We start from the raw sequence: 22,531 nt of genomic DNA, 5'->3' as shown, positions 1-22,531 counted from the left end.
CTGAGGAGTGAACGAGGGTTTACCTGAATGTACTGAGCAGTACCCGCGCCGTCACCGGGCAGTCGGTGTGATCGCTGGCACGTTGCGTGACGCCCCTCCTCGGCGGTGCACTGGACCCATGCTGACAAGAATCGACCACATCGGGATCGCCTGCTTCGACCTGGACAAGACCGTCGAGTTCTACCGTGCCACGTACGGCTTCGAGGTGTTCCACACCGAGGTCAACGAGGAGCAGGGCGTCCGCGAGGCCATGCTGAAGATCAACGGGACCTCCGACGGCGGCGCCTCCTACCTCCAGCTCCTGGAGCCCACCCGCGAGGACTCCGCGGTGGGCAAGTGGCTCGCCAAGAACGGCGAGGGCGTGCACCACATCGCCTTCGGCACGGCGGACGTCGACGGCGACGCCGAGGCCATCCGCGGCAAGGGCGTCCGGGTCCTCTACGACCAGCCCCGCATCGGCTCCATGGGCTCCCGGATCACCTTCCTCCACCCCAAGGACTGCCACGGAGTCCTCACCGAACTCGTCACGAGCAACCCTGATCACTGATGCCCCCATTCCCCGGCCGGTAGAGTGGCCATGGCTCGGCCGGGGTTCGGCGCGGAGACGGGGCGGGACCTGTAACCCCTGCCCCGGTTTCTGACACCATCTCCCCGGGGGCGTCGTTCAGCGGGCGAGCGATGCTCAATTGAGATGAGCTTGCGACCAGGGGACGGACGGGACCGCGCTGTGCTCGGCTACGAAAGCCAGGAGAGCCATCAGGCTGAAGCCGACCATCTCACGCGCCTCGAAGCCGAGATGGAGCGGCTGAGGAAGGAGCGCGGGAAGGCAGTCCAGCACGCCGAGGACCTGGGCTACCAGGTCGAGGTGCTGCGGGCCAAGCTGCACGAGGTGCGGCGCGCCCTCGCGTCCCGGCCCGCCTACGACGGCGCGGACATGGGATACCAGGCGGAGCAGCTGCTGCGCAACGCCCAGATCCAGGCCGACCAGATGCGCTCCGACGCCGAGCGCGAACTGCGCGACGCCCGGGCCCAGACCCAGCGCATCCTCCAGGAGCACGCCGAGCACCAGGCGCGCCTCCAGGCGGAGCTGCACACCGAGGCCGTCAACCGCCGCCAGCGGCTGGACCAGGAGCTCAACGAGCGCCGCCAGACCGTCGAGGCGCACGTCAACGAGAACGTCGCCTGGGCCGAGCAGCTGCGCGCCCGGACCGAGTCCCAGGCCCGCCGGCTCATGGAGGAGTCCCGCGCCGAGGCCGAGCAGGCACTGGGCGCCGCCCGCGCCGAGGCCGCCCGGACCGCCGAGGAGGCCCGCCGCCGGCTCGCCGCCGACGCCGAGGCCGCCCGTGCCGAGGCCGAGGCCTCGCTGCTGCGCGCCCGCAAGGAGGCCGAGCGGCTGCTCGCCGCCGCCTCCGCGCAGGCCCAGGAGGCCACCGAGCACGCCGAGCGGCTGCGCTCCACCACCACCGCCGAGGCCGAGCAGACCCGGCAGCAGACCATGGACCTCGGCCGGGTGGCCGAGGCGCGCGTCCAGGAGGCCGACGGCGCGCTGCGCGCGGCCCGGGCGGAGGCCGAGACCCTGCTCGCCGAGGCCAAGGAGAGCGCCGCCCGGCAGCTCGCCTCGGCCGAGTCCGTCAACGAGCAGCGCACCCGCACCGCGAAGGAACAGGTCGCCCGGCTGGTCGGCGAGGCCACCAAGGAGGCCGAGGTCCTCAAGGCCGAGGCCGAGCACGCGCTGGCCGACGCCCGCGCGGAGGCGGAGCGGCTGCGCACCGAGGCCGGCGAGCAGGCCCGCACGGCCGCCGCCGAGGACATGGCGGCCCAGCTGGCGAAGGCGGCCCGCACCGCCGAGGACGTGCTGAACAAGGCCTCGGAGGACGCCCGGGCGACCACCCGCGCCGCCTCCGAGGAGGCCGAGCGGATCCGCCGCGAGGCCGAGGCCGAGGCGGAGCGGCTGCGCGCCCAGGCGGCCGACGCGGCCGCCGAGCTCAAGGGCGCCGCGAAGGACGACACCGAGGAGTACCGGGCCCGTACGGTCGAACTCCAGGCGGAGGCGCGGCGGCTGCGCGGCGAGGCCGAGCAGCTGCGCGCCGAGGCCGTCGCCGAGGGCGAGCGGATCCGCGGCGAGGCCCGCCGCGAGGCGGTCCAGCAGATCGAGGAGGCGGCCAAGACCGCCGAGGAGCTCCTGGGCAAGGCCAAGGCGGACGCCGACGAGCTGCGCTCGGGCGCGAGCGCCGAGAGCGAGCGGGTCCGCGCCGAGGCCGTGGAGCGGGCCACCACCCTGCGCAGGCAGGCCGAGGAGACCCTGGAGCGCACCCGCGCCGAGGCCGAGCGGCTGCGCACCGAGGCCGAGGAGGCGGCCGGCGCGCTCGCCGCCGAGGCGGACGCGGCGGCCCGGGCGCGGCGCGAGGAGACCGAGCAGGCGCTGGCGGCCAAGCGGGCGGAGGCCGACGCGGAGCTGGCGCGGCTGCACTCGGACGCCGAGGCCCGCCTGACGTCGGCCGAGCAGACCCTGCGCGAGTCCCGTCTGGCGGCGGAGAACATCCGCAAGGAGACGACCGAGGAGAGCGACCGGCTGCGCGCCGAGTCGGCGGAGCGCATCCGCACCCTCCAGGGCCAGGCGGAGGCGGAGGCGGAGCAGCTGCGCTCCGAGGCCGCGCAGGACGCCGGACGGGTCCGGGCGGAGGCCGAACTGGTCTCCGTACGGCTGCGCGCCGAGGCGGAGGCCGAGTCGGAGCGCGTGCGCACCGAGGCGCAGGAGACCGCGGACCGGCTGCGCGCCGAGGCGAAGGCGGCGGCCGAGCGGGTCGCCGAGGAGGCCGCGGAGGCGCTGGCCGCCGCCCAGGAGGAGGCCGCCCGGCGCCGCCGCGAGGCCGAGGAGACCCTGTCGGCGGCCCGTACGGACGCGGGCAACGAGCGGGCCCAGGCCCGCGAGCAGAGCGAGGAGCTGCTGGCGCAGGCCCGCAAGCGCTCGGAGGAGGCGCAGGCCGAGGCGGCCCGCCTGACCGAGGAGGCGGAGGTCCGCGCCGCGGAGCTGGTCGCGGCGGCCGAGGCCACCGCCCAGCAGGTACGGGACTCCGTGGCCGGGCTGCACGAGCAGGCCGAGGAGGAGATCGCCGGGCTGCGCAGCGCGGCGGAGCACGCGGCGGAGCGCACCCGCGGCGAGGCCGAGGAGGAGGCGGACCGGGTCCGCGCCGACGCCCACGCCGAGCGGGACCGGGCGGCCGAGGACGCGGCGCGCGTGCGCAGCGAGGCCAAGGTCGAGACGGACGCGGCGAAGGCCCTGGCCGAGCGCACGGTCGGCGACGCCATCGCCGAGGCCGAGCAGCTGCGCGCCGACACGGCCGAGTACGCGCAGCGCGTGCGGACCGAGGCGACCGACGCCCTCGCGGCGTCCGAGCGCGACGCGGCGCGGACCCGGGCGGACGCCCGTGACGACGCCAACCGGATCCGGAACGAGGCGGCGGAGTCCCTGGAGGCCTCCCGCGCCGAGGGTGCCCGGATCACGGCCGAGGCGACGGCGGAGGCGGAGCGGGTCACCGAGGAGACCCTCGCGGCCAACGAACTGACGGTCGCCGAGGCCACCGCCGAGGCCGAGCGCCTCACGACGGAGGCCGAGCGGGCGGCCGAGGCCACCCGTGCCGAGGCGGCCTCCGTCCTGGACGAGGCCCGCGCCGAGGGCAACCGGCTGCGCACCGAGGCCGCCGAGCAGGCCGACCGGCTCATCACCGAGGCCGCCGCCGAGGCGGAGCGGCTGACGGAGGAGACCCGCGCGGCCAACGAGCTGACGGTCGCCGAGGCCACCGCCGAGGCCGAGCGCCTCACGACGGAGGCCGAACAGGCGGCGGAGGCCGCCCGCACCGAGGCCCGGGCCGTGCTGGACGAGGCCCGCGCCGAGGGCAACCGGCTGCGCAGCGAGGCAGCCGAGCAGGCCGACCGGCTCATCACCGAGGCCGCCGCCGAGGCGGAGAAGCTGACGGCGCAGGCCGCGGCGACCCTGGCCGCGGCGGAGCGGGATTCGGCCAGGATCCTGGTCGACTCCCGTGCCGAGGGCGACCGCCTCATCGAGGAGACCCGCGCGGCCAACGAGCTGACGCTCGGCGAGGCCGCGGCGGAGGCCGACCGGCTGGCCACCGAGGCGGAGGAGACCCTCGACGAGGCCCGCGCGGAGGGCGGCCGGATCGTCGGCGAGGCCACCGCGGAGGCGGAGCGCGTCACGGCCGCGGCGAACGAGACCCTGGAGAGCGCCGAGCGCGAGGCGCAGCAGACCCTCGACGAGGCGCGCGCGGAGGGCAACCGGCTGCGCACGGAGGCCGCCGAGCAGGCGGACCGGCTCATCACCGAGGCGGTGTCCGAGTCGGAGAAGCTCACCGAGCAGACCCGCAAGGACAACGAGCGCACGGTCGGCGAGGCGGCCGACGAGGCGGAGCGGCTGCGCGCCGAGGCCGCCGAGACGCTGTCCTCGGCCCAGGAGCACGCGACGCGCACCCGTTCCGAGGCGGAGCGCGTGAAGGCGGAGGCCGCCACCGAGGCGGACCGCACCCGTACCGAGGCCCGCGAGGAGGCCGAGCGGGCGCTGGACGAGGCGCGCGAGGAGGCCAACAAGCGCCGCCGCGAGGCCGCCGAGCAGGTCGACCGGCTCATCACCGAGGCCGTGACGGAGGCCGACAAGCTGACCTCCGACGCGGGCCGGCAGGCCCTGGCCGCCACCACGGCGGCCGAGGAGCAGGCCGACGCGATGGTGGACGCGGCGCGCAAGGAGGCCGCGCGGATCGGCTCGGAGGCCACGGTCGAGGGCAACTCCCTGGTGGAGAAGGCCCGTACGGACGCCGACGAGCTGCTGATCGGGGCGCGTACGGACGCGGCCGCCATAAGGGAGCGGGCGGAGGAGCTGCGCTCCCGCGTCGAGTCCGAGGTCGAGGAGCTGCACGAGCGTGCCCGCCGGGAGTCGGCGGAGCAGATGAAGTCGGCCGGCGAGCGCGTGGACAAGCTGGTCCGGGCGGCGACCGAGCAGAGCGCCGAGGCGGAGGCGAAGGCCAAGGAGCTGCTGTCGGACGCGAGCAGCGAGGCGAGCAAGGTCCGCATCGCCGCCGTGCGCAAGGCCGAGACGCTGCTCAAGGAGGCCGAGCAGAAGAAGGCGGAGCTGTCGCGGCAGGCCGAGCGGGCCCTCGCGGAGGCGCAGGCGGAGGCGGAGCGGCTGGTCGAGGAGGGCCGGCGCGAGCTGGAGGTCCTGGTGCGCAGGCGCGAGGACATTCAGGCGGAGATCTCCCGTGTCCAGGACGTTCTTGAGGCGTTGGAATCATTCGAGGCGCCTTCGGGTGGCGGAAAGTCGTCCGTGGGCGGCCAGGGCTCGGGGGGTGTGAAGGCCGGCGCTTCGGCGGGTTCCACTCGTTCGGGTGGCAAGGCATCAGAGGGGTAGTCGGAACTCAGGATGTGTGCTTCTGAGGGAGGTTCAGTCGAAGGAGTGACAATCATTCCGTCGTCTTGCCACTCAAAAGGGGTGTCATTGTCCAGGGCAAACGCGGATTGACTCGATGACACGCCGTCCGGGCGCCTAGGATTCCCCTCAACACCTCACGTAGCACCTCATCGGTCTCATTCGACAGGAACCCCATGAGCGACACTTCCTCCCCCTTCGGCTTCGAGCTCGTGCGGCGTGGTTACGACCGCGGTCAGGTGGACGACCGCATTACCAAGCTGGTCTCCGACCGCGACAGCGCCCTTGGACGTATCAACTCTCTGGAAAAGCGGATCGAGGAGCTGCACCTCGAAACGCAGAACGCCCAGGCCCAGGTGAGCGACGCGGAGCCGTCGTACGCAGGTCTCGGCGCCCGGGTCGAGAAGATCCTGCGGCTGGCCGAGGAGGAGGCGAAGGACCTGCGCGAGGAGGCCCGTCGCGCGGCCGAGCAGCACCGTGAGCTGGCCGAGTCCGCCGCGCAGCAGGTGCGCAACGACGCGGAGTCGTTCGCCGCGGACCGGAAGTCGAAGGCGGAGGACGAGGGCGTCCGCATCGTCGAGAAGGCGAAGGGGGACGCCGCCACCCTGCGCGCCGAGGCCCAGAAGGACGCCGCCTCCAAGCGCGAGGAGGCCGACGCCCTCTTCGAGGAGACCCGCGCCAAGGCCGCCCAGGCCGCCGCGGACTTCGAGACCAACCTGGCCAAGCGCCGTGAGCAGTCCGAGCGCGACCTCGCCTCCCGTCAGCAGAAGGCCGAAAAGCGCCTTGCGGAGATCGAGCACCGCGCCGAACAGCTCCGCCTGGAGGCCGAGAAGCTGCGCACGGACGCCGAGCGCCGGGCCCGCCAGACCGTGGAGACCGCGCAGCGCCAGGCCGAGGACATCGTCGCCGACGCCAACGCGAAGGCCGACCGCATCCGCAGCGAGTCCGAGCGCGAGCTGGCGGCGCTGACCAACCGCCGCGACTCCATCAACGCCCAGCTGACCAACGTCCGCGAGATGCTGGCGACGCTGACCGGTGCGGCCGTGGCCGCCGCCGGCTCCCCGATCGACGACGAGCCGGTCACCCGCGGCGTCCCGGCGCAGCAGAGCCGCTAGCAACTCCCGTACGCCCGCGTGCGGATACACCCCCGTGCGCACGCGGAGCTACTTCCCGGTAGTCGAAATCGGGCATCCAGGGCCGTACATCACCATTTCGAGGTGGCGTACGGCCCTGCCGCGTTCTAGCGTGGCCGCATGATCGAGCTAGAGGGACTCACCAAGCGATTCGGCGCGAAGACCGCCGTCGACCACCTCGGCTTCCAGGTCAAACCGGGGGCGGTGACCGGCTTCCTCGGCCCGAACGGGGCGGGGAAGTCGACGACCATGCGCATGATGCTCGACCTCGACCGGCCGACCAGCGGCACGGTCCGGATCGACGGCAGGCACTACCGGGACCTCAAGGAACCGCTGAAGCACATCGGAGCGCTGCTGGACGCCAAGGCCATGCACGGCGGGCGCAGCGCCCACGACAACCTGCTCTGCCTCGCCCAGTCGAACCGGATTCCGAAGAGCCGGGTCGGCGAGGTGCTGGACCTGGTGGGACTGACGCCGGTGGCACGGAAGAAGTCGAAAGGATTTTCGCTCGGAATGGGCCAACGGCTGGGAATCGCCGCTGCCCTGCTGGGCGATCCGGAGATCCTCATGTTCGACGAACCCGTCAATGGTCTGGACCCGGAGGGAATTCTCTGGATCCGCAATCTTATGAAGGGGCTGGCGTCCGAGGGAAGGACGATCTTCGTCTCCTCCCATCTGATGAGCGAAATGGCGCTCACGGCGGACCATTTGGTGGTCATCGGACAAGGAAAGCTCCTCGCCGACTTGTCGATGGCGGATTTCATCCAGCAGAACTCCCGCAGTTACGTCCGCCTGCGCTCCCCGCAGCAGGAGCGCCTCAAGGACGTCCTGCACGAGGCCGGCATCGACGCGATCGCGGTCCCCGCCACCGGCGCCCTGGAAATCGACGGCGTCCCGAGCGAGCGGCTCGGCGAACTCGCGGCCCGGCACCAGATCGTCCTGCACGAACTCAGCCCGCAGCGGGCTTCACTGGAGGAAGCGTTCATGCGCATGACGGCGGGCACCGTCGAATACCACGCCCACGCACCCCGGAAGGGCGGCGAGTGACCGTGTCCTCCTTCCCCGCCGTCCTCCGGTCCGAGTGGACCAAGATCCGCACCGTCGCCTCCACCACCTGGACCCTGGCGTGCGCCCTGGTCGTCACGGTCGGGCTCGGCGCCCTGCTGTGCTCCTTCGCCGCGTCCCGCTTCCCGGACATGCCCCCCGCCGAGCAGCTCGCCTTCGACCCGATCGCGGCGAGCTTCGCGGGGATGTCCCTGGGCCAGCTCGCCATGATCGTCTTCGGTGTCCTGGTGGTCGGCACCGAGTACGGCTCGGGCATGATCCGCACCTCGCTGGCCGCCGTGCCGCGCCGCGCGGAGTTCCTGCTCGGCAAGCTCACGGCCGCCACCGCCCTGGCCCTGGCCGTGGGCCTCGCCACCAGCTTCCTGTCCTTCTTCCTCGGCCAGGCGATCCTGGGCGAGCACGGCACGGGACTCGGCGGGGAGCACGTCCTGCGCGCGGTCACCGGCGCAGGCCTCTACATGGCCCTGATCGCGCTGTTCTCGATGGGCGTGACCGCCGTCCTGCGCAGCTCGGTCCTGGCCCTGGGCATCCTGATGCCGTTCTTCTTCCTGATCTCGACGATCCTGCGCGCCTTCGCCACGACCCGGAAGGTGTCCCAGTTCTTCCCGGACCAGGCCGGCTCCAAGATCATGGAGACCGTTCCGGACACGCTGAACCAGGTCCAGGCCCCCTACGGCCCCTGGGGCGGCCTCGGGATCATGGTCCTGTGGGTCCTGGCCGCCGTGGGAGGCGGCTACCTCGTCCTCAGGAGGCGGGACGCCTGACGGCCGGCTCCGCCTCAGGACGGACGTCCCGCGTACTACGGGAAAACCCCGGGCCGGATCTCAGGGAGAGCTCAGGGATCCGGTCCCGGCGGGAACCGGCCGCGGCTCGATATCCTCTTAGGGCATAGGCGGGCGAGAGCCGTCCGGGGCCGACAAGGGGCAGCACGATGATCGAGGCAGTCGGCCTGACGAAGCGTTTCGGCAGCAAGACCGCGGTCGACGGGCTGTCCTTCCAGGTCAAGCCGGGTCACGTGACCGGCTTCCTCGGGCCGAACGGCTCCGGCAAGTCGACCACCATGCGCATGATCCTCGGGCTGGACCGGCCCACCGCCGGTCAGGTCACGATCAACGGCCTGCCCTTCCGGGACCTCCCGAACGCCCAGCGGCACGTCGGCGCCCTGCTCGACGCCAAAGCCGTGCACGGCGGCCGGCGGGCCCGGACGCACCTGCTGGCCACCGCCCAGCTCTCCGGGATCCCCGAGAAGCGGGTGGACGAGGTCCTCGGCGTGGTCGGCCTCCAGGCCGCGGCCCGCCAGCGGACGAAGGGCTTCTCGCTCGGCATGGGCCAGCGGCTCGGCATCGCGGCCGCCCTCCTCGGCGACCCTCAGGTGCTGCTCTTCGACGAGCCGGTCAACGGCCTCGACCCCGAGGGCATCCTCTGGGTCCGGAACCTGATGCGGCAGCTCGCCGCCGAGGGCCGCACCGTCTTCGTCTCCTCGCACCTGATGAGCGAGATGGCCCTGACCGCCGACCACCTGATCGTGATCGGCCGGGGACGGCTGCTGGCCGACATGAGCACGCAGGACTTCATCACGCACAACTCGGCCGGATTCGCGCGGGTCCGCGCCGCCGACGGGGACCCCGCGGGCCGCGGGACCCTGGCGACCGCGCTGGCCAGGGCGGGCGGCCGGGTCCTCCAGGAGCCCGACGGGGCGCTGCGCGTCACGGGACTGGAGCTCCCGCGGATCAGCGACCTCGCGCACGCAGCCGGCGTACGGCTGTGGGAGCTGTCCCCGCACCGGGCCTCGCTGGAGGAGGCCTACATGCGGATGACCCAGGCCTCCGTCGAGTACACCTCCACCGACGACCCCCGCGCCGAGCTCTGGGAGCCCGAGCCGCTGTCCGTCCCCGAGTGGGAGGACGGGGACGAGACGGCCGTCGCGCCCGAGACGGCGGCGAGCTTCTTCGCTCCCCCGCCCCCGGGAGCGCAGCGGCGGCCCTTCCTGATGCCGGGCAGCGCCGCCGACCTGGCCCCCTCCCCCCAGCCCACCCCCGAGGACCCCCGATGACCACCACCCCCGCCGGGAAGCCGACGGCGAGCGCGCCCGCGCCGAACGGGCCCGGGCCGAACGGGCCCGGCGCCTACAGCTCCCCGCTGCCGACCCCCCGGCCGCACCTGGGGCACGCGCTGGCCTCGGAGTGGACCAAGCTGACCTCCGTGCGCTCCACCCTGTGGACGCTCGGCTCCCTCGTGGCGCTGGTCGTCGGCGTCGGCATGCTGGCCGTGATCCAGACCGCGTCCCGGGACTACGAGAGCCTTCCCTACCCCGCGCCGGCCCTCTTCGGGCTGATGGTCGGCCAGCTCGCCGTGATCGTGCTCGGCGTGCTGACGATCTCCTCCGAGTACGGCACGGGCCTGATCCGCACCACCTTCACCGCCGCCCCCGACCGGCTGCGGGTGCTCACCGCGAAGTACCTGGTCTTCGGCGCGGTCGCGTTCACCACCACCACCTGCTCGGTGGGGTTCGTCGGGCTCTGGGCGGCGATCCTGCACAGCGGGCCCGCCGCCGGGCCGCACGGGCTAGCCGAGTGGGCGGGCGCGCTGGCCGGCTGTGCCTACGTGACCCTGCTGGGCCTGCTCGCCCTGGCGGTCGGGGCGCTGGTGCGGCACTCGGCGGGCGCCATCGCGGTGATGCTCGGCCTGGTCACCATGCCGCCGGTGCTCGGGTCGATACTGATGGCCTGGCCGGTCACGAGCGGGCTGGGATCGGTGGTCCTGCGCTACAACGCGCCCGTCGGCCTCTTCCAGCTCTTCGGGGTGCAGGACAGCGGGGTCGCCGGGACGGCGATGCCCAGCGACCTCGCCCAGATCGCGCTGCTCGTCCTGGTGACGGCGGGCGCGGTCGCCGCCTCCTACGCCGTCGTCCGCCGCCGGGACGTCTGAGCCGGGACGTCTGAGCCGCGGCGGCCGCGCCGCTCAGTACCGCGGCGCGTTGCGGGACCGCTGCACCTTGGAGGTGCGGCGGTCCTTCGCGTTCCAGCAGGCCTTGTGCCAGTGCCGGCGGTCGTCCACGCCGCCGTACTCGGGCCAGGCCACCACGTGCGGGGTGCCCGGGGGGATCTCCTGGTCGCAGCCCGGGCAGCGGTAGCGCTTGCCCGCCGCGCCGGCGCCCGCGACGTGGCGGACCTTCCACTCCTCGCCCAGGTACTCCTCGGTGCGCTCCAGCCCGTACCGGTCGTAGCCGGAGCCGGGCCGTTCGTCCGGGGTCTCGCCGCCCCGGGGGCGGTTGTGGCGCGGTGACACGTATACCTCACGGAGGGGCGACGGACAGTGACTTTCACCCAGACTACGCGCAGCGGACCGCGCGGCCCCCAGGGTGTCCGGTGAAGGCCCTCCTCCGAACGGAACTGGCCCGACTATCTCAATAACTTTCCTGTCAGGCCGTGCCTTTGGCACGTGTCAGACGTTGTTGCCTTCGGACATCGATGCCATGAACGAGCAAAGTGCCGGTCCACCTGGGGAGGCCGCGCCAGCCGCGAGGAGGCCAAGGGCGATGCGCGTAGGAGCGTTTGTAGTGGCGGCCCAGTTCCCGGGCCAGGGACAGGGGGAGGCCCTGCACCGGGCGGTACGGACCGCCGAGGTGGCGGAGGGGGCCGGGCTCGACTCGGTCTGGCTCGCCGAGCACCACTTCGTCCCGTACGGGGTCTGCCCGTCGGCGGTGACGCTGGCCGCGCTGCTGCTGGGGCGGACCCGGCGGCTGCGGGTGGGCACGGCCGTGAGCGTGCTGCCCAACACGCACCCGGTGGCGCTCGGGGAGCAGGCGGCCCTGCTCCACGTCACCTCCGGCGGCCGGTTCACCCTCGGGGTGGGGCGGGGCGGGCCGTGGGTGGACCTGGAGGTGTTCGGGGGCGGCCTGGAGGCGTACGAGTCCGGGTTCCCGGAGGACCTCGACCTGCTGCGGCGCTGGCTGGCCGAGCCGCGCGTGGGGGCGGCCGGCGAGCGGTACGGCTTCCGCGAGGTGGCCGTCGTACCCCGCCCGGACCAGGCGCTGGACGGGGACGGGACGGGGCCGGAAGTGATCGTCGCGTGCACCTCCCCCGCGTCGGTGCGGACGGCCGCGCGGCGCGGGCTGCCGATGCTGCTGGGCATGCACTGCGGGGACGAGGACAAGGCGGGGATGGTCGCGCTCTGGCGGGAGACGGCGCTGGCCGCCGGGCACGCGCCGGAGGCCGTACGGGAGGCCGGGCACGTGTCGGCCGGGGTGTGCCAGCTGGCGGACCGTACGGGCGACGCCCGCGAGACCCTGCTGAAGGCGATGCCCGGCTGGCTCCGGCAGGGCCTCGACGCACACGTGACGGTGGACGGCCGGGCCCGCTCGATGCGCGACCCGCACGCCTACACGGAGCTGCTGTGCGACCTGCACCCGGTCGGTACGCCGCGGCTGGCGGCGGACCGGCTGGCGGCCACCGCGGAGCGCACGGGCATCACGCGCTTCGCCCTGCTGGCGGAGGGCTCCGGCGACCTCGCCGCGACGGAGGAGAACGTCCGGCGCCTGGGCACGGAGGTCCTGCCGCTGCTGGCCTGACCCGCGGCGGCCCCGGCGCGTGGCCTGGGCTGCCGCTCCGGTGTCCGTCGCCGTGCGGCGACACGGAGCGGCAGCGGAGTACCGGTCCTAGCAGTCGCGCAGTTCGGGCGACTGGTTCAGCAGCTGGCCGCGGATCGAGGTGAACTTGGCCAGCCGGCCGTCCACCGAGGGATCCAGCGGGAAGACCGCCACGCGGTGGCAGTTCTGGAAGGCCAGGCGCACCCCGAAGTGCCGCTGCAGCGCACCCCTGATCGCGTCACTCGCGAGCGCGCGCAGCAGCTGGCCGCGCGCCTGCTCGTCCGGCGGCGGCGTCTGGTTGTCGGCGAACTCTCCGCCCTCAACCTCCAGCTGGGCCACCAACGAGCTGATCATCTCCCACGCGTAGGGCAGGGAGGTCCGGACGCAGTCGACGAAGGCGGCTTCGTCGACCTCGCCTCGCTCGGCCTGTTCGAGTAGGGCCGGTGAGACGTCGAGCGACATGGGTTCTCCTCTCGTGACCCCGGCGTCTGGGTCGCCGGAGTCCTGCGGGCAGGGAGGGAGGCCGCGACGCAGTGTGCACGCTCGGCAACCTCCCGCTCACCACGGTAGGCGCCCGCCGGGTGGCGCACCAGGAGAATGCGCATACAACGCGCCATCGGCGAACGGGGCTTTCAGGGGCGAATCGCGTGAAGGCCCGTCGGTCGAGTAGCGTTGCCGACCATGCGTCTCGTCATTGCCCGCTGCTCCGTCGACTACGCGGGTCGGCTCACCGCCCATCTGCCCTCGGCACCCCGTCTGATCCTCGTGAAGGCCGACGGCAGTGTCTCGATCCATGCGGACGACCGGGCGTACAAACCGCTCAACTGGATGTCGCCTCCGTGCACCCTCAAGGAGGGGAGCGGGGACGGGGCGAACGTCTGGACCGTCGTCAACAAGGCGGGCGAGAAGCTCATCATCACCATGGAGGAGGTCCTCCACGACTCCTCCCACGAGCTGGGCACCGACCCGGGGCTCATCAAGGACGGCGTCGAGGCGCACCTCCAGGAGCTGCTGGCCGACCGCATCGAGACGCTGGGCGAGGGCTACACCCTGATCCGGCGCGAGTACATGACGGCCATCGGCCCCGTGGACATCCTGTGCCGGGACGCGGCGGGCGCGACGGTGGCCGTGGAGATCAAGCGGCGCGGCGAGATCGACGGCGTCGAGCAGCTGACCCGGTACCTGGAGCTGCTGAACCGCGACCCGCACCTGGCGCCGGTGCGCGGTGTGTTCGCGGCGCAGGAGATCAAGCCGCAGGCGCGGGTTCTGGCCAATGACCGGGGCATGGACTGCGTGGTCCTGGACTACGACGCCCTGCGCGGCATCGAGGACGACAAGCTCCGCCTGTTCTGACGCACGCGGACCGGACGGCCCCCCGAGCTCCGGCTCGGGGGGCCGTCGTGCGTACGCGGCCCGCCGGGCTCAGCCGGGGGACGTCGAAGAGCTCGCGGAGGAGCCCGTCGTCGGCCCGGAGGCCGTGGCGGTCGACGTGGACGTGGCGGTCGGCGTCGGCGTGGGGGTCGGCGTGGGCGTGGGGGTCGGCGTGGGGGTCGGGGTGGGGGTCGGCGTGGGCGTGGGGGTCGGCGTCGGAGTGGGCGTCGCGGACGCCGGGGGCTGGGTGGTGGCCGTTCCGGTCGGCGTCGGGGAGGCGGAGGCCGCCCCGCTGCCGCCCGGCTGCGGGGCCGGGGACGACTGACCGGGCCCGGCCGGGCGGGCCGGCTCGCCCGCCGGGTCGTCGCCGACGGTGCCGGGCACCTGCGGGACGTGTGGGGACACCTGCGCCGAGGGGCTGGACGACACCGACGGGGACTGCGGGTCCTCCGCACCGTCCGAGGCCAGCGCCAGGCCGATGACCGTGCCGAGCGCCGCCACGGTGAGCACCCCGGCCGCCCCCAGCAGGGCCGTCCGGCGCCGCCGTGCCCGGGCGGCGGCCGCCGCCGGGTGCGGGCCGGGCGGGCGGGGCGGTGCGGGACGGGCGGGCGCGGGCGGCGGGAAGGCGTTCCCGAACACCGCCGAGAGGTTCGCGGGGGTCTCCGGGGGCGGCAGCTGGGCCCGGCGGATCACCGGGTTGACCTGGGTGGCGTCCTCCGATCCCCGTGCGGGGACGGCCGCCTTCCCGAGCCGTCCGGCGGGGGCCGGGGGCTGCTCGACGGTCTTCCCGGTGCGGGCGGTCGGAGCGGCGGCCGCCGGGGTCGTCGTCGCGTCCGTGGCCGGGCGCTTCGCCGGCGGCGCTGTGGCGGCCGCCTCAGACGGCTTCGCCACGGGCCACCCCGAGGGCTTCGCCAAAGGCGTCGTCGCAGCCGTCGACTCGGACCCCGCCAGGGGCTTCGGCAGCGGCGCCGTGGCGGCAGCCTCAGACGCCTTCGCCACCGGCCACCCCGAGGGCTTCGCCAAAGGCGTCGTCGCAGCCGTCGACTCGGACCCCGCCGGGCGCTTCGGCAGCGGCGCCGTCGCGGCAGCCCCAGACGGCTTCGCCAAAGGCGTCGTCGCCGCCGTGGACTCGGACCCCGCCAGGGGCTTCGGCAGCGGCGCCGTGGCGGCAGCCTCAGACGGCTTCGCCACCGGCCACCCCGAGGGCTTCGCCAAAGGCGTCGTCGCAGCCGTCGACTCGGACCCCGCCAGGGGCTTCGGCAGCGGCGCCGTCGGGGCCGTTTCCGACACCGTCGCGGGTGTCGGCGGGGCCTCCAGCCGCAGCGGCGGGGAGCCCGCCGCGCCCAGTACCTCGCGGTCGGTGACCAGGGCCAGCGCCCGCCGTCCGGCGACCGTCCCGCGCTTGTCCGCGAGCGCGCCGCGCAGTCCGATCGAGGCCTCCAGCTCGGCGCGCGCCCGGTCCAGGCGCCCCTCGCACAGGGCGAGGACACCCAGCTCGTGGTGGAAGTACGCCTGTTCGGCGACCTCCCCGGCCTTCCGCGCGGCCTCCGACCCCGCACGCAGCACCCGCTCCCAGGCGTCCCAGTGCAGCGAGGCCGCGAAGGCGGGCGCCGCCGTCCGGGCCAGGAGCACGGCGGCCACCACATCGGCCCCGGCCAGCGCGGCGAGCACCGCGTCCGCCTCGGCCGCGACCCGCTCCGGGGTGACCGAGGCGTGCCCGGTCCACCAGGCGTAGTGCCGGGCGGCGGTACGGGCCTCCTCGGCGCCGGCGCCTCCGTACCCGGCCTCCTCCAGCTGACGCGCGACGCCCTCGGCGAGCCGGAAGCGCGGACCGACGGGGGTGATCAGCCCGCAGCCGAGCAGTTCGGCGACGGCCGTGTCCGCGTGGGTGTCGCCGACCAGCGCGGGCAGGTGCGCGGGGTGCGGGAGTTCCCCGCCCAGCGCGCAGGCGATCCGCAGGGCGGCGCGGGCCGACTCGCTCACCCGGGAGGCCAGCAGTTCGGCGGGGGCGGCGGCCTGGGCCAGGGTGGGGAGCGGCACGGGGGCGGGGTCGCGCGGGCGCTCCTCGAAGACACCGGGCTCCTCGTCCTCGTCCCCGGCGGCCGTGCCGTTCAGCTCGTCGCGCTGCCGCAGCAGGGCGGCCGCCTGGACGAAGCGCAGCGGCAGGCCCTCGGAGGCGAACCGCAGGTCCCCGGCCCAGGCCGTCTCCGCCTCGGTCAGGGGCCGGCCGGTGAGCGCCTCCAGGAGCTCGGTGCAGCCGGTGCGGCCGAGGCCCCCGAGGAAGACCTCCTCCAGGTGCGAGTCGTCGGAGGGGGCCTTGGCCTCGGGGGTGGCGGCGAGGAGGTAGGCGCACTCGGGGGTGGCGCGCAGCAGCTCGTCCAGCGCCGGACCGCCCAGCTCCAGGTCGTCGAGGAGCACGATGGCGCCGATCTCGCGGACCCGCGCGAGGAGGGCCGTACGGTCGGGCCGCCGGCCGGCGGTGTCGTACACGGTCGAGTAGAGGGCGTGGAGCAGCTCGGCCGGCTGCTGCTGGCCGTGGCCGCTGAGCCGGACGACGCCGTCGGGCGCCAGGTCGGCGCAGTCCCGCGCGACCGCGTCGAGCAGGGCGGTGCGGCCGGATCCGGCGGGGCCGGTCAGCCGGACGGAGCGGCCGCGCTGGAGCAGCCGTACGAGCCGCGCCCGCTCCTCGGCGCGCTCCAGGAGCGGGCGGCCGGGAGCGGGCGGCCCGGGCAGTGCGGGCGGCCGGGCGGCGGCGTCCTGGGCGGCGCGGGAGGAGGCCTCCCGCTTGGCGGGGCGGCGGTCGGCGTCCGGGCCGGCACCGGGCCGGTGGGGTTCGATCTCGCTGCCGTCGACGGGGTTGACGGTGAGGGTGAACTCCCCGGCGGTCAAGGTCACGATCCGCGCGGGCGCGGCGGGCAGCGGCGGCACCCCGACGGCGGGCGTGCCAGCGACGGGCGTACCGACACCGGGCGTACCAGCGACGGCCATACCGGCGACGGCCGTACCAGCGACGGGCGCACCAGCGACGGGCACACCAGCAGCGGCCGTACCGGCAGCGGGCGTACCGACACCAGGCCCGCCCAGCACCGCTCCCCCGGCGCCCGGAGCCCCGGCCGCCGGTCCGGCGGGCGGTCGGCCCCCGGGCCGCTCCGTACGGTCGTCCGCCCGCGTCTCAGGCCGCCGCGTCCCGTCGGCGGTCCGGTCCTCGGGCCGTCGGCCCTCCCCGGGCTTCCCCTCTGCACGGTCCATGTCCCCGTCCCCCCGCCTCGCCTCGCGCGCTCCGTCGCCGTCTTCCCTACCGCCCGGCCTCGCTCGCGCCGCTCGTCGCCACTGGTCCGGTTTCCGCCCGACCCTAAACGCTGCCGGGTCGCGCCGGAACCACGGGGGTGCCTCCACCATAGGCCCGTTGCGATTCCCGCCCGTACCCGCGGAAGCCGGAACTCCGCCGCGCCGGACGGTATCCGGGCTCAGTCCTTGCGGCCGGTCGCGGCGACGGCGACCCCCAGGCCGATCATGGTGAGTCCGCCGATCCCGCCGACGACGTCGAGCCGGCGCGGGGATCCGGCGAACCAGCCCCGGGTGGTGGCGGCGACGAGCCCCCAGAGGCTGTCGGACACGACCGCGATGAGGTTGAAGACCAGGCCGAGCAGCAGCATCTGGAGGACGACGTGGCCCCGCTCGCGGTCGACGAACTGGGGCAGCACGGCGGCGAAGAAGACGATGGTCTTGGGGTTGGCCACGCCGACCACGAACCCCTCCCCCAGGGTCCGCAGCCCGCCGTGCGCGGTGGGGGCCGCCTCGGCGAGGGCGGCCCGCAGGGATCCGCGCCGGCGCACGGCCTTGACCCCCAGGTACACCAGGTAGCCGGCGCCGACCAGCTTCAGCGCCGTGAAGACGAGGACCGAGCGCTCGACGACGGTCCCCACCCCGAGGGCCACGGCCACGACCAGCACGTACGCCCCGAGGGTGTTCCCGGCCACCGTGGTCAGGGCGGCCCGGCGGCCTTGCGCCAGCGCCCGGCCGATCACGAAGAGCACGCTCGGGCCGGGGATCACGATCAGCAGGAACGACATGGCCGCGAAGGCCAGCAGTCTGTCGGTGGACACCATGCGCCCATGAAAACCGAGCCCGGCCCGCCCGCGCAGCCCCTTTTCCGCGGGCCGCCGCACGCCCGGCCGCACGCGCGCGCCCGTCCCGGATCAGGCCCGGGGCAGGGACTCCGCTTCCAGCCCGCCCTCGATCGCGAGGATGCGGTGCAGCCGGGTGGCGACGAGCAGCCGCTGCATCCGGTCGGGCACCCCGCGCAGGACGAGGCGCCGGCCCGTCCGGCCGGCCCGCCGGTGCGCTCCCATGATCACGCCGAGTCCGGTCGCGTCCCAGGAGTCGAGCCCGGTCAGGTCGAGCACGAGGTCGCCGTGGCCGTCGTCGAGGGCGGTGTGGAGGGCGGTACGGGCGTCCGCCGCGCTGCGCACGTCGAGGCGGCCCCCGACAGCGAGTTCGGCGTGGTCGCCCCTGATGTGCATATGTGCTCCCCGGCTGTACCTGCGTGCGTGTGGTCCGACGGATCCGTGGTCGGCTCGTGATCGGCTCGTGGTCGGCAACTCTCACCGCAACTGACTGCCCGGCGGGCGGTGAAGTTGCCGACCGTGAGCGAACCGATACCTAATTCACCCCGTAGGGTGCGGGGATTCGAACGGCCGTGCTCAGTGCTTGTAGAAGCCCTGGCCGCTCTTGCGGCCGATGTCGCCCGCGTCGACCATGCGGCGCATGAGCTCCGGCGGCGCGAACTTCTCGTCCTGGGACTCGGTGTAGATGTTGCTGGTGGCGTGCAGCAGGATGTCCACGCCGGTGAGGTCGGCGGTGGCCAGCGGGCCCATGGCGTGGCCGAAGCCCAGCTTGCAGGCGATGTCGATGTCCTCGGCGGAGGCCACGCCCGATTCGTAGAGCTTGGCGGCCTCGACGACGAGGGCGGAGATCAGGCGGGTGGTGACGAAGCCGGCGACGTCGCGGTTGACGACGATGCAGGTCTTGCCCACGGACTCGGCGAACGCGCGGGTGGTGGCGAGGGTCTCGTCGCTCGTCTTGTAGCCGCGGACCAGCTCGCAGAGCTGCATCATCGGGACGGGCGAGAAGAAGTGCGCGCCGACGACCCGCTCCGGGCGCTTGGTGACCGCCGCGATCTTGGTGATCGGGATGGCGGAGGTGTTGGAGGCGAGGACGGTGTCCTCGCGGACCAGGTCGTCCAGGGTCCGGAAGATCTCGTGCTTGACCTCGATCTTCTCGAAGACGGCCTCGACGACGATGTCCACGTCGGCGACCGCGTCGAAGTCGGTGGTCGTGGTGATGCGCGCGAGGGCCGCCTCGGCGTCCTCGGCCGTCATCTTGCCCTTGGAGACGAACTTGTCGTACGAGGCCTTGATGCCGTCCGTGCCCCGGGTCAGCGCGGCGTCGGTGACGTCCCGCAGGACGACGTCCCAACCCGCCTGAGCGGAGACCTGAGCGATCCCGGAACCCATCAGTCCCGCGCCGATGACGGCGAGCTTCCCAGCCACTGCACACCCCTCGTTGTTCTCAGTACGACCCGGCCTCGTAGCCTCTCCGGCGGAGACTAGCGTCCGTGAGGGGCCCAGTGACCGCGAAGTAACACGCGTCACGTCTCAGATGACGGACATCACACCGACACGGCCCAGCAGTGCGCGGGCCGCCCGCAGTTGGCCCGCACTACCCTGGCGCCATGGTGAACCTCACGCGCATCTACACCCGCACCGGCGACCAGGGCACGACCGCCCTGGGCGACATGAGCCGCACGCGGAAGACGGACCTGCGGATCTCCGCGTACGCCGACGCCAACGAGGCCAACGCCGCCATCGGGACCGCGATCGCGCTGGGCTCGCTGCCGGAGGAGGTCGTCAAGGTCCTGGTCCGCGTGCAGAACGACCTGTTCGACGTGGGCGCCGACCTGTGCACCCCGGTCGTCGAGGACCCCCAGTACCCGCCGCTGCGGGTGGAGCAGTTCTACGTCGACCGGCTGGAGGCGGACTGCGACGTCTTCAACGAGCGCCTGGAGAAGCTGCGCAGCTTCATCCTCCCGGGCGGCACCCCCGGCGCGGCCCTGCTGCACCAGGCCTGCACGGTGGTGCGCCGGGCGGAGCGCTCGACCTGGGCGGCGCTGGAGGCGCACGGCGAGGTGATGAACCCGCTGACGGCCACCTACCTCAACCGCCTCTCCGACCTCCTGTTCATCCTGGCCCGCACGGCCAACAAGGAGGTCGGGGACGTGCTCTGGGTCCCGGGCGGCGAGCGCTAGCGCGCGGTTCCGGCCGGTCCGGCGCCGGACTCCGTGTCCGTGCCCGCCGGCGCCTTGCGGGGCCAGACCGAGTAGGTCGCGGCGACCAGGGCCTGGATGCCGAGCACCCGCAGGGCGACGAACTGCCACGCCTGGAGGCTGCCGGTGTCGGCGGCGTCGCCGACGTACAGGATCCCGGCCTGGAGCAGGCCGAGCGCGACCGCCGCGCCGGCCAGGGTCCGCGTCCACAGCTTCCACTCGTGGACGGCGCGGGCCCTGCCGTACTTCGCCCCGGGCGGCTTCGGGCCCCCGGCGAAGCGGTGGGCGGCGTGCCCGTCCAGCCACTTCACGGTGTAGTGCCCGTAGCCGACGGTGTAGCCGATGTAGAAGGCCGCGAGCCCGTGCCGCCAGCTCGGCTCTCCGCCGTTCTTCAGGTCGACGAAGGACACCGCCAGCAGCACCAGCTCCAGCAGCGGCTCGCACAGCAGCAGCGCGGCGCCCAGCCGCGGCATTCCGGCCAGGTAGCGCAGCGCCAGTCCGCCGGCCAGCAGCACCCAGAACCCGACCTCACAGGCGATGATCAGCGCGACGAGCACGTCCCCGCCTCCCTTCCCCTCGCTTCTCCCGTGGTTCCCCTCCAGCCTTCCGTCCGTCCTGCCCCGACGCCTCGTCTCCAGTGGGGAACCCGACTGCACCCTTCGGTGTAGCGCCGTCTCCACCCCGGTACCGAGGCCGCGCCGCCCGGCACCGTGTTGGATGGGACCGTGACGCCCACGATCCCCCGCCCCCACCGAGACGACGTCCTGATCGCGGCGATCAGCACCCTCGCCGGTCTCCTGCTCTGGTCGCTCGGGGTCCACAGCACCGGCCCCGGGGGCACCGGCTACCGGCACCAACTGCCCGACTGGGCGGCGCTGGTCCCGCTGCTGACGGTCGGCGGCATGGAGCTGCTGCGCCGCACCGCGCCGAACGTCACCCTGGTCGTCGGCACCCTCGCCGTGGTCGCCGACCAGTTCACGGTGGGCAGCATCGCCACCGTCGTGATGTTCACCGACCTGATGTACGCGGCCGTCGTCTACGGCACACCCTCCATGGCCCGGCGCCTGCCGGTCAGCACCGGCCTGATCACCCTCGTCGTCACCATCGGGACCCTGGCCTGGCTGCGCTCCCCGCAGGCGCTGATGATCGGCGTGCTCACCGGGATCGTCAGCTTCGCCCCGGCCCTGACCGGCGCCACCCTGCGCAACCACCGCGAGGCCGCCGGGGCCGCCCGGCTGCGCGCCGAGCAGACGGCGCTGCTGGCCGAAATGGACCGTACGCAGGCCGTGGCGGCCGAACGCGCCCGGATGGCCCGCGAGCTGCACGACATGGTGGCCAACCACCTCTCCGCCATCGCCATCCACTCCACCGCGGCGCTGTCCATCGACTCCCCCGCCACCAGCCGCGAGGCCCTCGGGGTGATCCGCGAGAACAGCGTCCAGGGGCTCGCCGAGATGCGCCGGCTGATCGGGCTGCTGCGCGAGGCGGGGGCCGGGCAGGAGGCCGCGCCCGTCCCCTCCCTCGACGGGCTGGAGGCGCTGCTGGAGCGGGCCCGGGCGAACGGCACCGCGAGCGGGCTGGACTTCGTCCTGCACGACGCGCGCCGGCAGGCGCCGCCGCTGCCGGCCCCGGTGGAGCTGGCGGCGTACCGGATCGTCCAGGAGTCGCTGACCAACGCCCTCAAGCACGCCGCCGCCGGCACGGTCGCCGTCCGGGTCGCCCGGGAGGGCGGCCTGCTGACGGTGGCGGTGGACTCCCCGTACGGGGACCGGCCGGGCCCGCGCGCACCCGGCTCCGGGGCGGGGCTGGTCGGCATGCACGAGCGGACGGAACTGCTCGGCGGAACGTTCACGGCGGGCGCGCGAGGGCCCGTGTGGCAGGTGCGGGCGGAACTGCCCGCGGAAGACGGGGCGGTAGCGGAATGAGCATCAGGGTCGTGGTGGCGGAGGACCAGCGGGCGGTACGGGCCGGGCTGGTGCTGATCCTGCGCAGTGCGGGCGACGTCGAGGTGGTGGGCGAGGCCGCCGACGGCGAGGAGGCGGTGCGGCTGGCCCGGGAGCTGCGGCCGGACCTGGTCCTCATGGACGTGCAGATGCCGGTCCTCGACGGGGTCGAGGCCACCCGCCGGGTGGCCGCGGAGGGGCTGGCCGACGTGCTGGTGCTGACCACCTTCGACCTCGACGAGTACGTGTTCGGGGCCCTGCGGGCGGGGGCCGCGGGCTTCCTGCTCAAGGACGCGGACGCGGCCGAGCTGATCGCGGCGGTGCGGACGGTGGCGCGCGGCGAAGGGCTGATCGCGCCCGCGGTGACCCGGCGGCTGATCGCCGAGTTCGCCGCGCCGCGGCCGCTGCGGGCGCCCGCGCGGCCGGAGGCGGCCGCCGCGGTGGAGTCGCTGACCCGGCGCGAGCGGGAGGTGCTGGGGGCGCTGGGCGAGGGGATGTCGAACGCGGAGATCGCCGTACGGCTGGAGATGGCGGAGGCGACGGTGAAGACGCACGTCAGCAGGCTGCTGGCGAAGCTGGGGCTGCGCAGCCGGGTCCAAGCCGCCGTGCTGGCACGGGAGTTGGGCATCCAGTAGGGCGCCCGGGGATGAGGTCTGGACCTCTTGACGGTTG

General features: G+C 74.2%; 19 protein-coding genes. 12 read left to right on the top strand and 7 right to left on the bottom strand.

All coding sequences use genetic code 11. From position 1 onward, the window contains the following. Positions 1 to 118: 118 nt before the first annotated feature. The 7 genes from mce (at position 119) to ACIRBY_RS26895 (ending at position 10,560) form a co-directional block, all read left to right on the top strand. Entirely contained in the window at positions 119 to 547 is a 429-nt protein-coding gene (gene mce / locus ACIRBY_RS26925) for a methylmalonyl-CoA epimerase (RefSeq protein ID WP_042820734.1), read from the top strand. A gap of 144 nt (positions 548 to 691) precedes the next feature. Next, positions 692 to 5,416, top strand: a complete 4,725-nt coding sequence (gene scy / locus ACIRBY_RS26920) for a polarized growth protein Scy (RefSeq protein ID WP_403904989.1) — start codon at positions 692 to 694, stop codon at positions 5,414 to 5,416. 194 nt (positions 5,417 to 5,610) lie between these two features. Continuing rightward, positions 5,611 to 6,549, top strand: a complete 939-nt coding sequence (locus ACIRBY_RS26915) for a cellulose-binding protein (RefSeq protein WP_042811317.1) — start codon at positions 5,611 to 5,613, stop codon at positions 6,547 to 6,549. A gap of 138 nt (positions 6,550 to 6,687) precedes the next feature. Further along, a complete protein-coding gene (locus ACIRBY_RS26910) occupies positions 6,688 to 7,614 on the top strand; it encodes an ABC transporter ATP-binding protein (protein ID WP_403904987.1) in 927 nt (308 codons plus the stop codon). A 2-nt stretch (positions 7,615 to 7,616) separates the two neighbouring features. Further along, positions 7,617 to 8,396, top strand: a complete 780-nt coding sequence (locus tag ACIRBY_RS26905) for an ABC transporter permease subunit (RefSeq protein WP_403905222.1) — start codon at positions 7,617 to 7,619, stop codon at positions 8,394 to 8,396. Between the two features lie 167 nt (positions 8,397 to 8,563). Next, positions 8,564 to 9,685, top strand: a complete 1,122-nt coding sequence (locus ACIRBY_RS26900) for an ATP-binding cassette domain-containing protein (RefSeq protein ID WP_403904984.1) — start codon at positions 8,564 to 8,566, stop codon at positions 9,683 to 9,685. After that, positions 9,682 to 10,560, top strand: a complete 879-nt coding sequence (locus tag ACIRBY_RS26895; RefSeq protein WP_403904981.1) for an ABC transporter permease — start codon at positions 9,682 to 9,684, stop codon at positions 10,558 to 10,560. Before ACIRBY_RS26900 ends, ACIRBY_RS26895 begins: the two co-directional genes overlap by 4 nt. 33 nt (positions 10,561 to 10,593) lie before the next feature. On the opposite strand, the gene ACIRBY_RS26890 is transcribed toward ACIRBY_RS26895, so the two are convergent. Then, on the bottom strand, positions 10,594 to 10,920 hold the full coding sequence (locus tag ACIRBY_RS26890) for an ATP/GTP-binding protein (protein ID WP_403904978.1): 327 nt from the start codon (positions 10,918 to 10,920) through the stop codon (positions 10,594 to 10,596). Between the two features lie 250 nt (positions 10,921 to 11,170). Here ACIRBY_RS26890 and ACIRBY_RS26885 point away from each other — a divergent pair, with 250 nt between their 5' ends. Further along, a complete protein-coding gene (locus ACIRBY_RS26885; protein ID WP_403904975.1) occupies positions 11,171 to 12,202 on the top strand; it encodes an LLM class flavin-dependent oxidoreductase in 1,032 nt (343 codons plus the stop codon). Positions 12,203 to 12,289: 87 nt separating this feature from the next. Here ACIRBY_RS26885 and ACIRBY_RS26880 read toward each other — a convergent pair whose 3' ends face one another. After that, positions 12,290 to 12,682 carry an SCO5389 family protein gene (locus ACIRBY_RS26880; protein ID WP_042811577.1) on the bottom strand — a complete coding sequence of 131 codons (393 nt, stop codon included), beginning with the start codon at positions 12,680 to 12,682 and terminating at the stop codon, positions 12,290 to 12,292. 219 nt (positions 12,683 to 12,901) lie between these two features. Here ACIRBY_RS26880 and nucS point away from each other — a divergent pair, with 219 nt between their 5' ends. Next, positions 12,902 to 13,573, top strand: coding sequence for an endonuclease NucS (gene nucS, locus ACIRBY_RS26875; RefSeq protein ID WP_403904972.1), 672 nt, complete (start codon positions 12,902 to 12,904; stop codon positions 13,571 to 13,573). Between the two features lie 69 nt (positions 13,574 to 13,642). Here nucS and ACIRBY_RS26870 read toward each other — a convergent pair whose 3' ends face one another. From ACIRBY_RS26870 to ACIRBY_RS26855, 4 genes are all read right to left on the bottom strand, one after another. Further along, positions 13,643 to 16,579 (bottom strand): ATP-binding protein, encoded by a 2,937-nt coding sequence (locus tag ACIRBY_RS26870; RefSeq protein WP_403904970.1) that lies wholly within the window; start codon positions 16,577 to 16,579, stop codon positions 13,643 to 13,645. 479 nt (positions 16,580 to 17,058) lie between these two features. Further along, on the bottom strand, positions 17,059 to 17,700 hold the full coding sequence (locus tag ACIRBY_RS26865) for a LysE family translocator (RefSeq protein ID WP_403904967.1): 642 nt from the start codon (positions 17,698 to 17,700) through the stop codon (positions 17,059 to 17,061). Positions 17,701 to 17,790: 90 nt separating this feature from the next. Further along, entirely contained in the window at positions 17,791 to 18,114 is a 324-nt protein-coding gene (locus ACIRBY_RS26860; RefSeq protein ID WP_403904965.1) for an STAS domain-containing protein, read from the bottom strand. A 180-nt stretch (positions 18,115 to 18,294) separates the two neighbouring features. Then, on the bottom strand, positions 18,295 to 19,143 hold the full coding sequence (locus tag ACIRBY_RS26855; RefSeq protein ID WP_344165295.1) for a 3-hydroxyacyl-CoA dehydrogenase family protein: 849 nt from the start codon (positions 19,141 to 19,143) through the stop codon (positions 18,295 to 18,297). Between the two features lie 182 nt (positions 19,144 to 19,325). Between ACIRBY_RS26855 and ACIRBY_RS26850 the strand changes: the two genes are divergently transcribed. Continuing rightward, positions 19,326 to 19,898 carry a cob(I)yrinic acid a,c-diamide adenosyltransferase gene (locus ACIRBY_RS26850; protein WP_366452033.1) on the top strand — a complete coding sequence of 191 codons (573 nt, stop codon included), beginning with the start codon at positions 19,326 to 19,328 and terminating at the stop codon, positions 19,896 to 19,898. Here the strand turns inward: ACIRBY_RS26850 and ACIRBY_RS26845 are convergent. Further along, positions 19,895 to 20,473: a hypothetical protein gene (locus ACIRBY_RS26845; RefSeq protein WP_403904962.1), complete on the bottom strand. Its 579-nt coding sequence runs from the start codon at positions 20,471 to 20,473 to the stop codon at positions 19,895 to 19,897. The two genes, ACIRBY_RS26850 and ACIRBY_RS26845, sit on opposite strands and share 4 nt — an antisense overlap. A gap of 168 nt (positions 20,474 to 20,641) precedes the next feature. Between ACIRBY_RS26845 and ACIRBY_RS26840 the strand changes: the two genes are divergently transcribed. Both ACIRBY_RS26840 and ACIRBY_RS26835 read left to right on the top strand, forming a co-directional pair. After that, entirely contained in the window at positions 20,642 to 21,841 is a 1,200-nt protein-coding gene (locus ACIRBY_RS26840) for a sensor histidine kinase (RefSeq protein WP_403904959.1), read from the top strand. Next, positions 21,838 to 22,494 carry a response regulator gene (locus ACIRBY_RS26835; protein WP_403904956.1) on the top strand — a complete coding sequence of 219 codons (657 nt, stop codon included), beginning with the start codon at positions 21,838 to 21,840 and terminating at the stop codon, positions 22,492 to 22,494. Before ACIRBY_RS26840 ends, ACIRBY_RS26835 begins: the two co-directional genes overlap by 4 nt. Positions 22,495 to 22,531: the final 37 nt, after the last annotated feature.

The organism is Streptomyces sp. NPDC096136 (assembly GCF_044763325.1).
Taxonomy (GTDB): Bacteria; Actinomycetota; Actinomycetes; order Streptomycetales; family Streptomycetaceae; genus Streptomyces.
The sequence above is the reverse complement of the archived record's forward strand: the minus strand, read 5'-3'. Positions and strand labels throughout refer to the sequence as shown.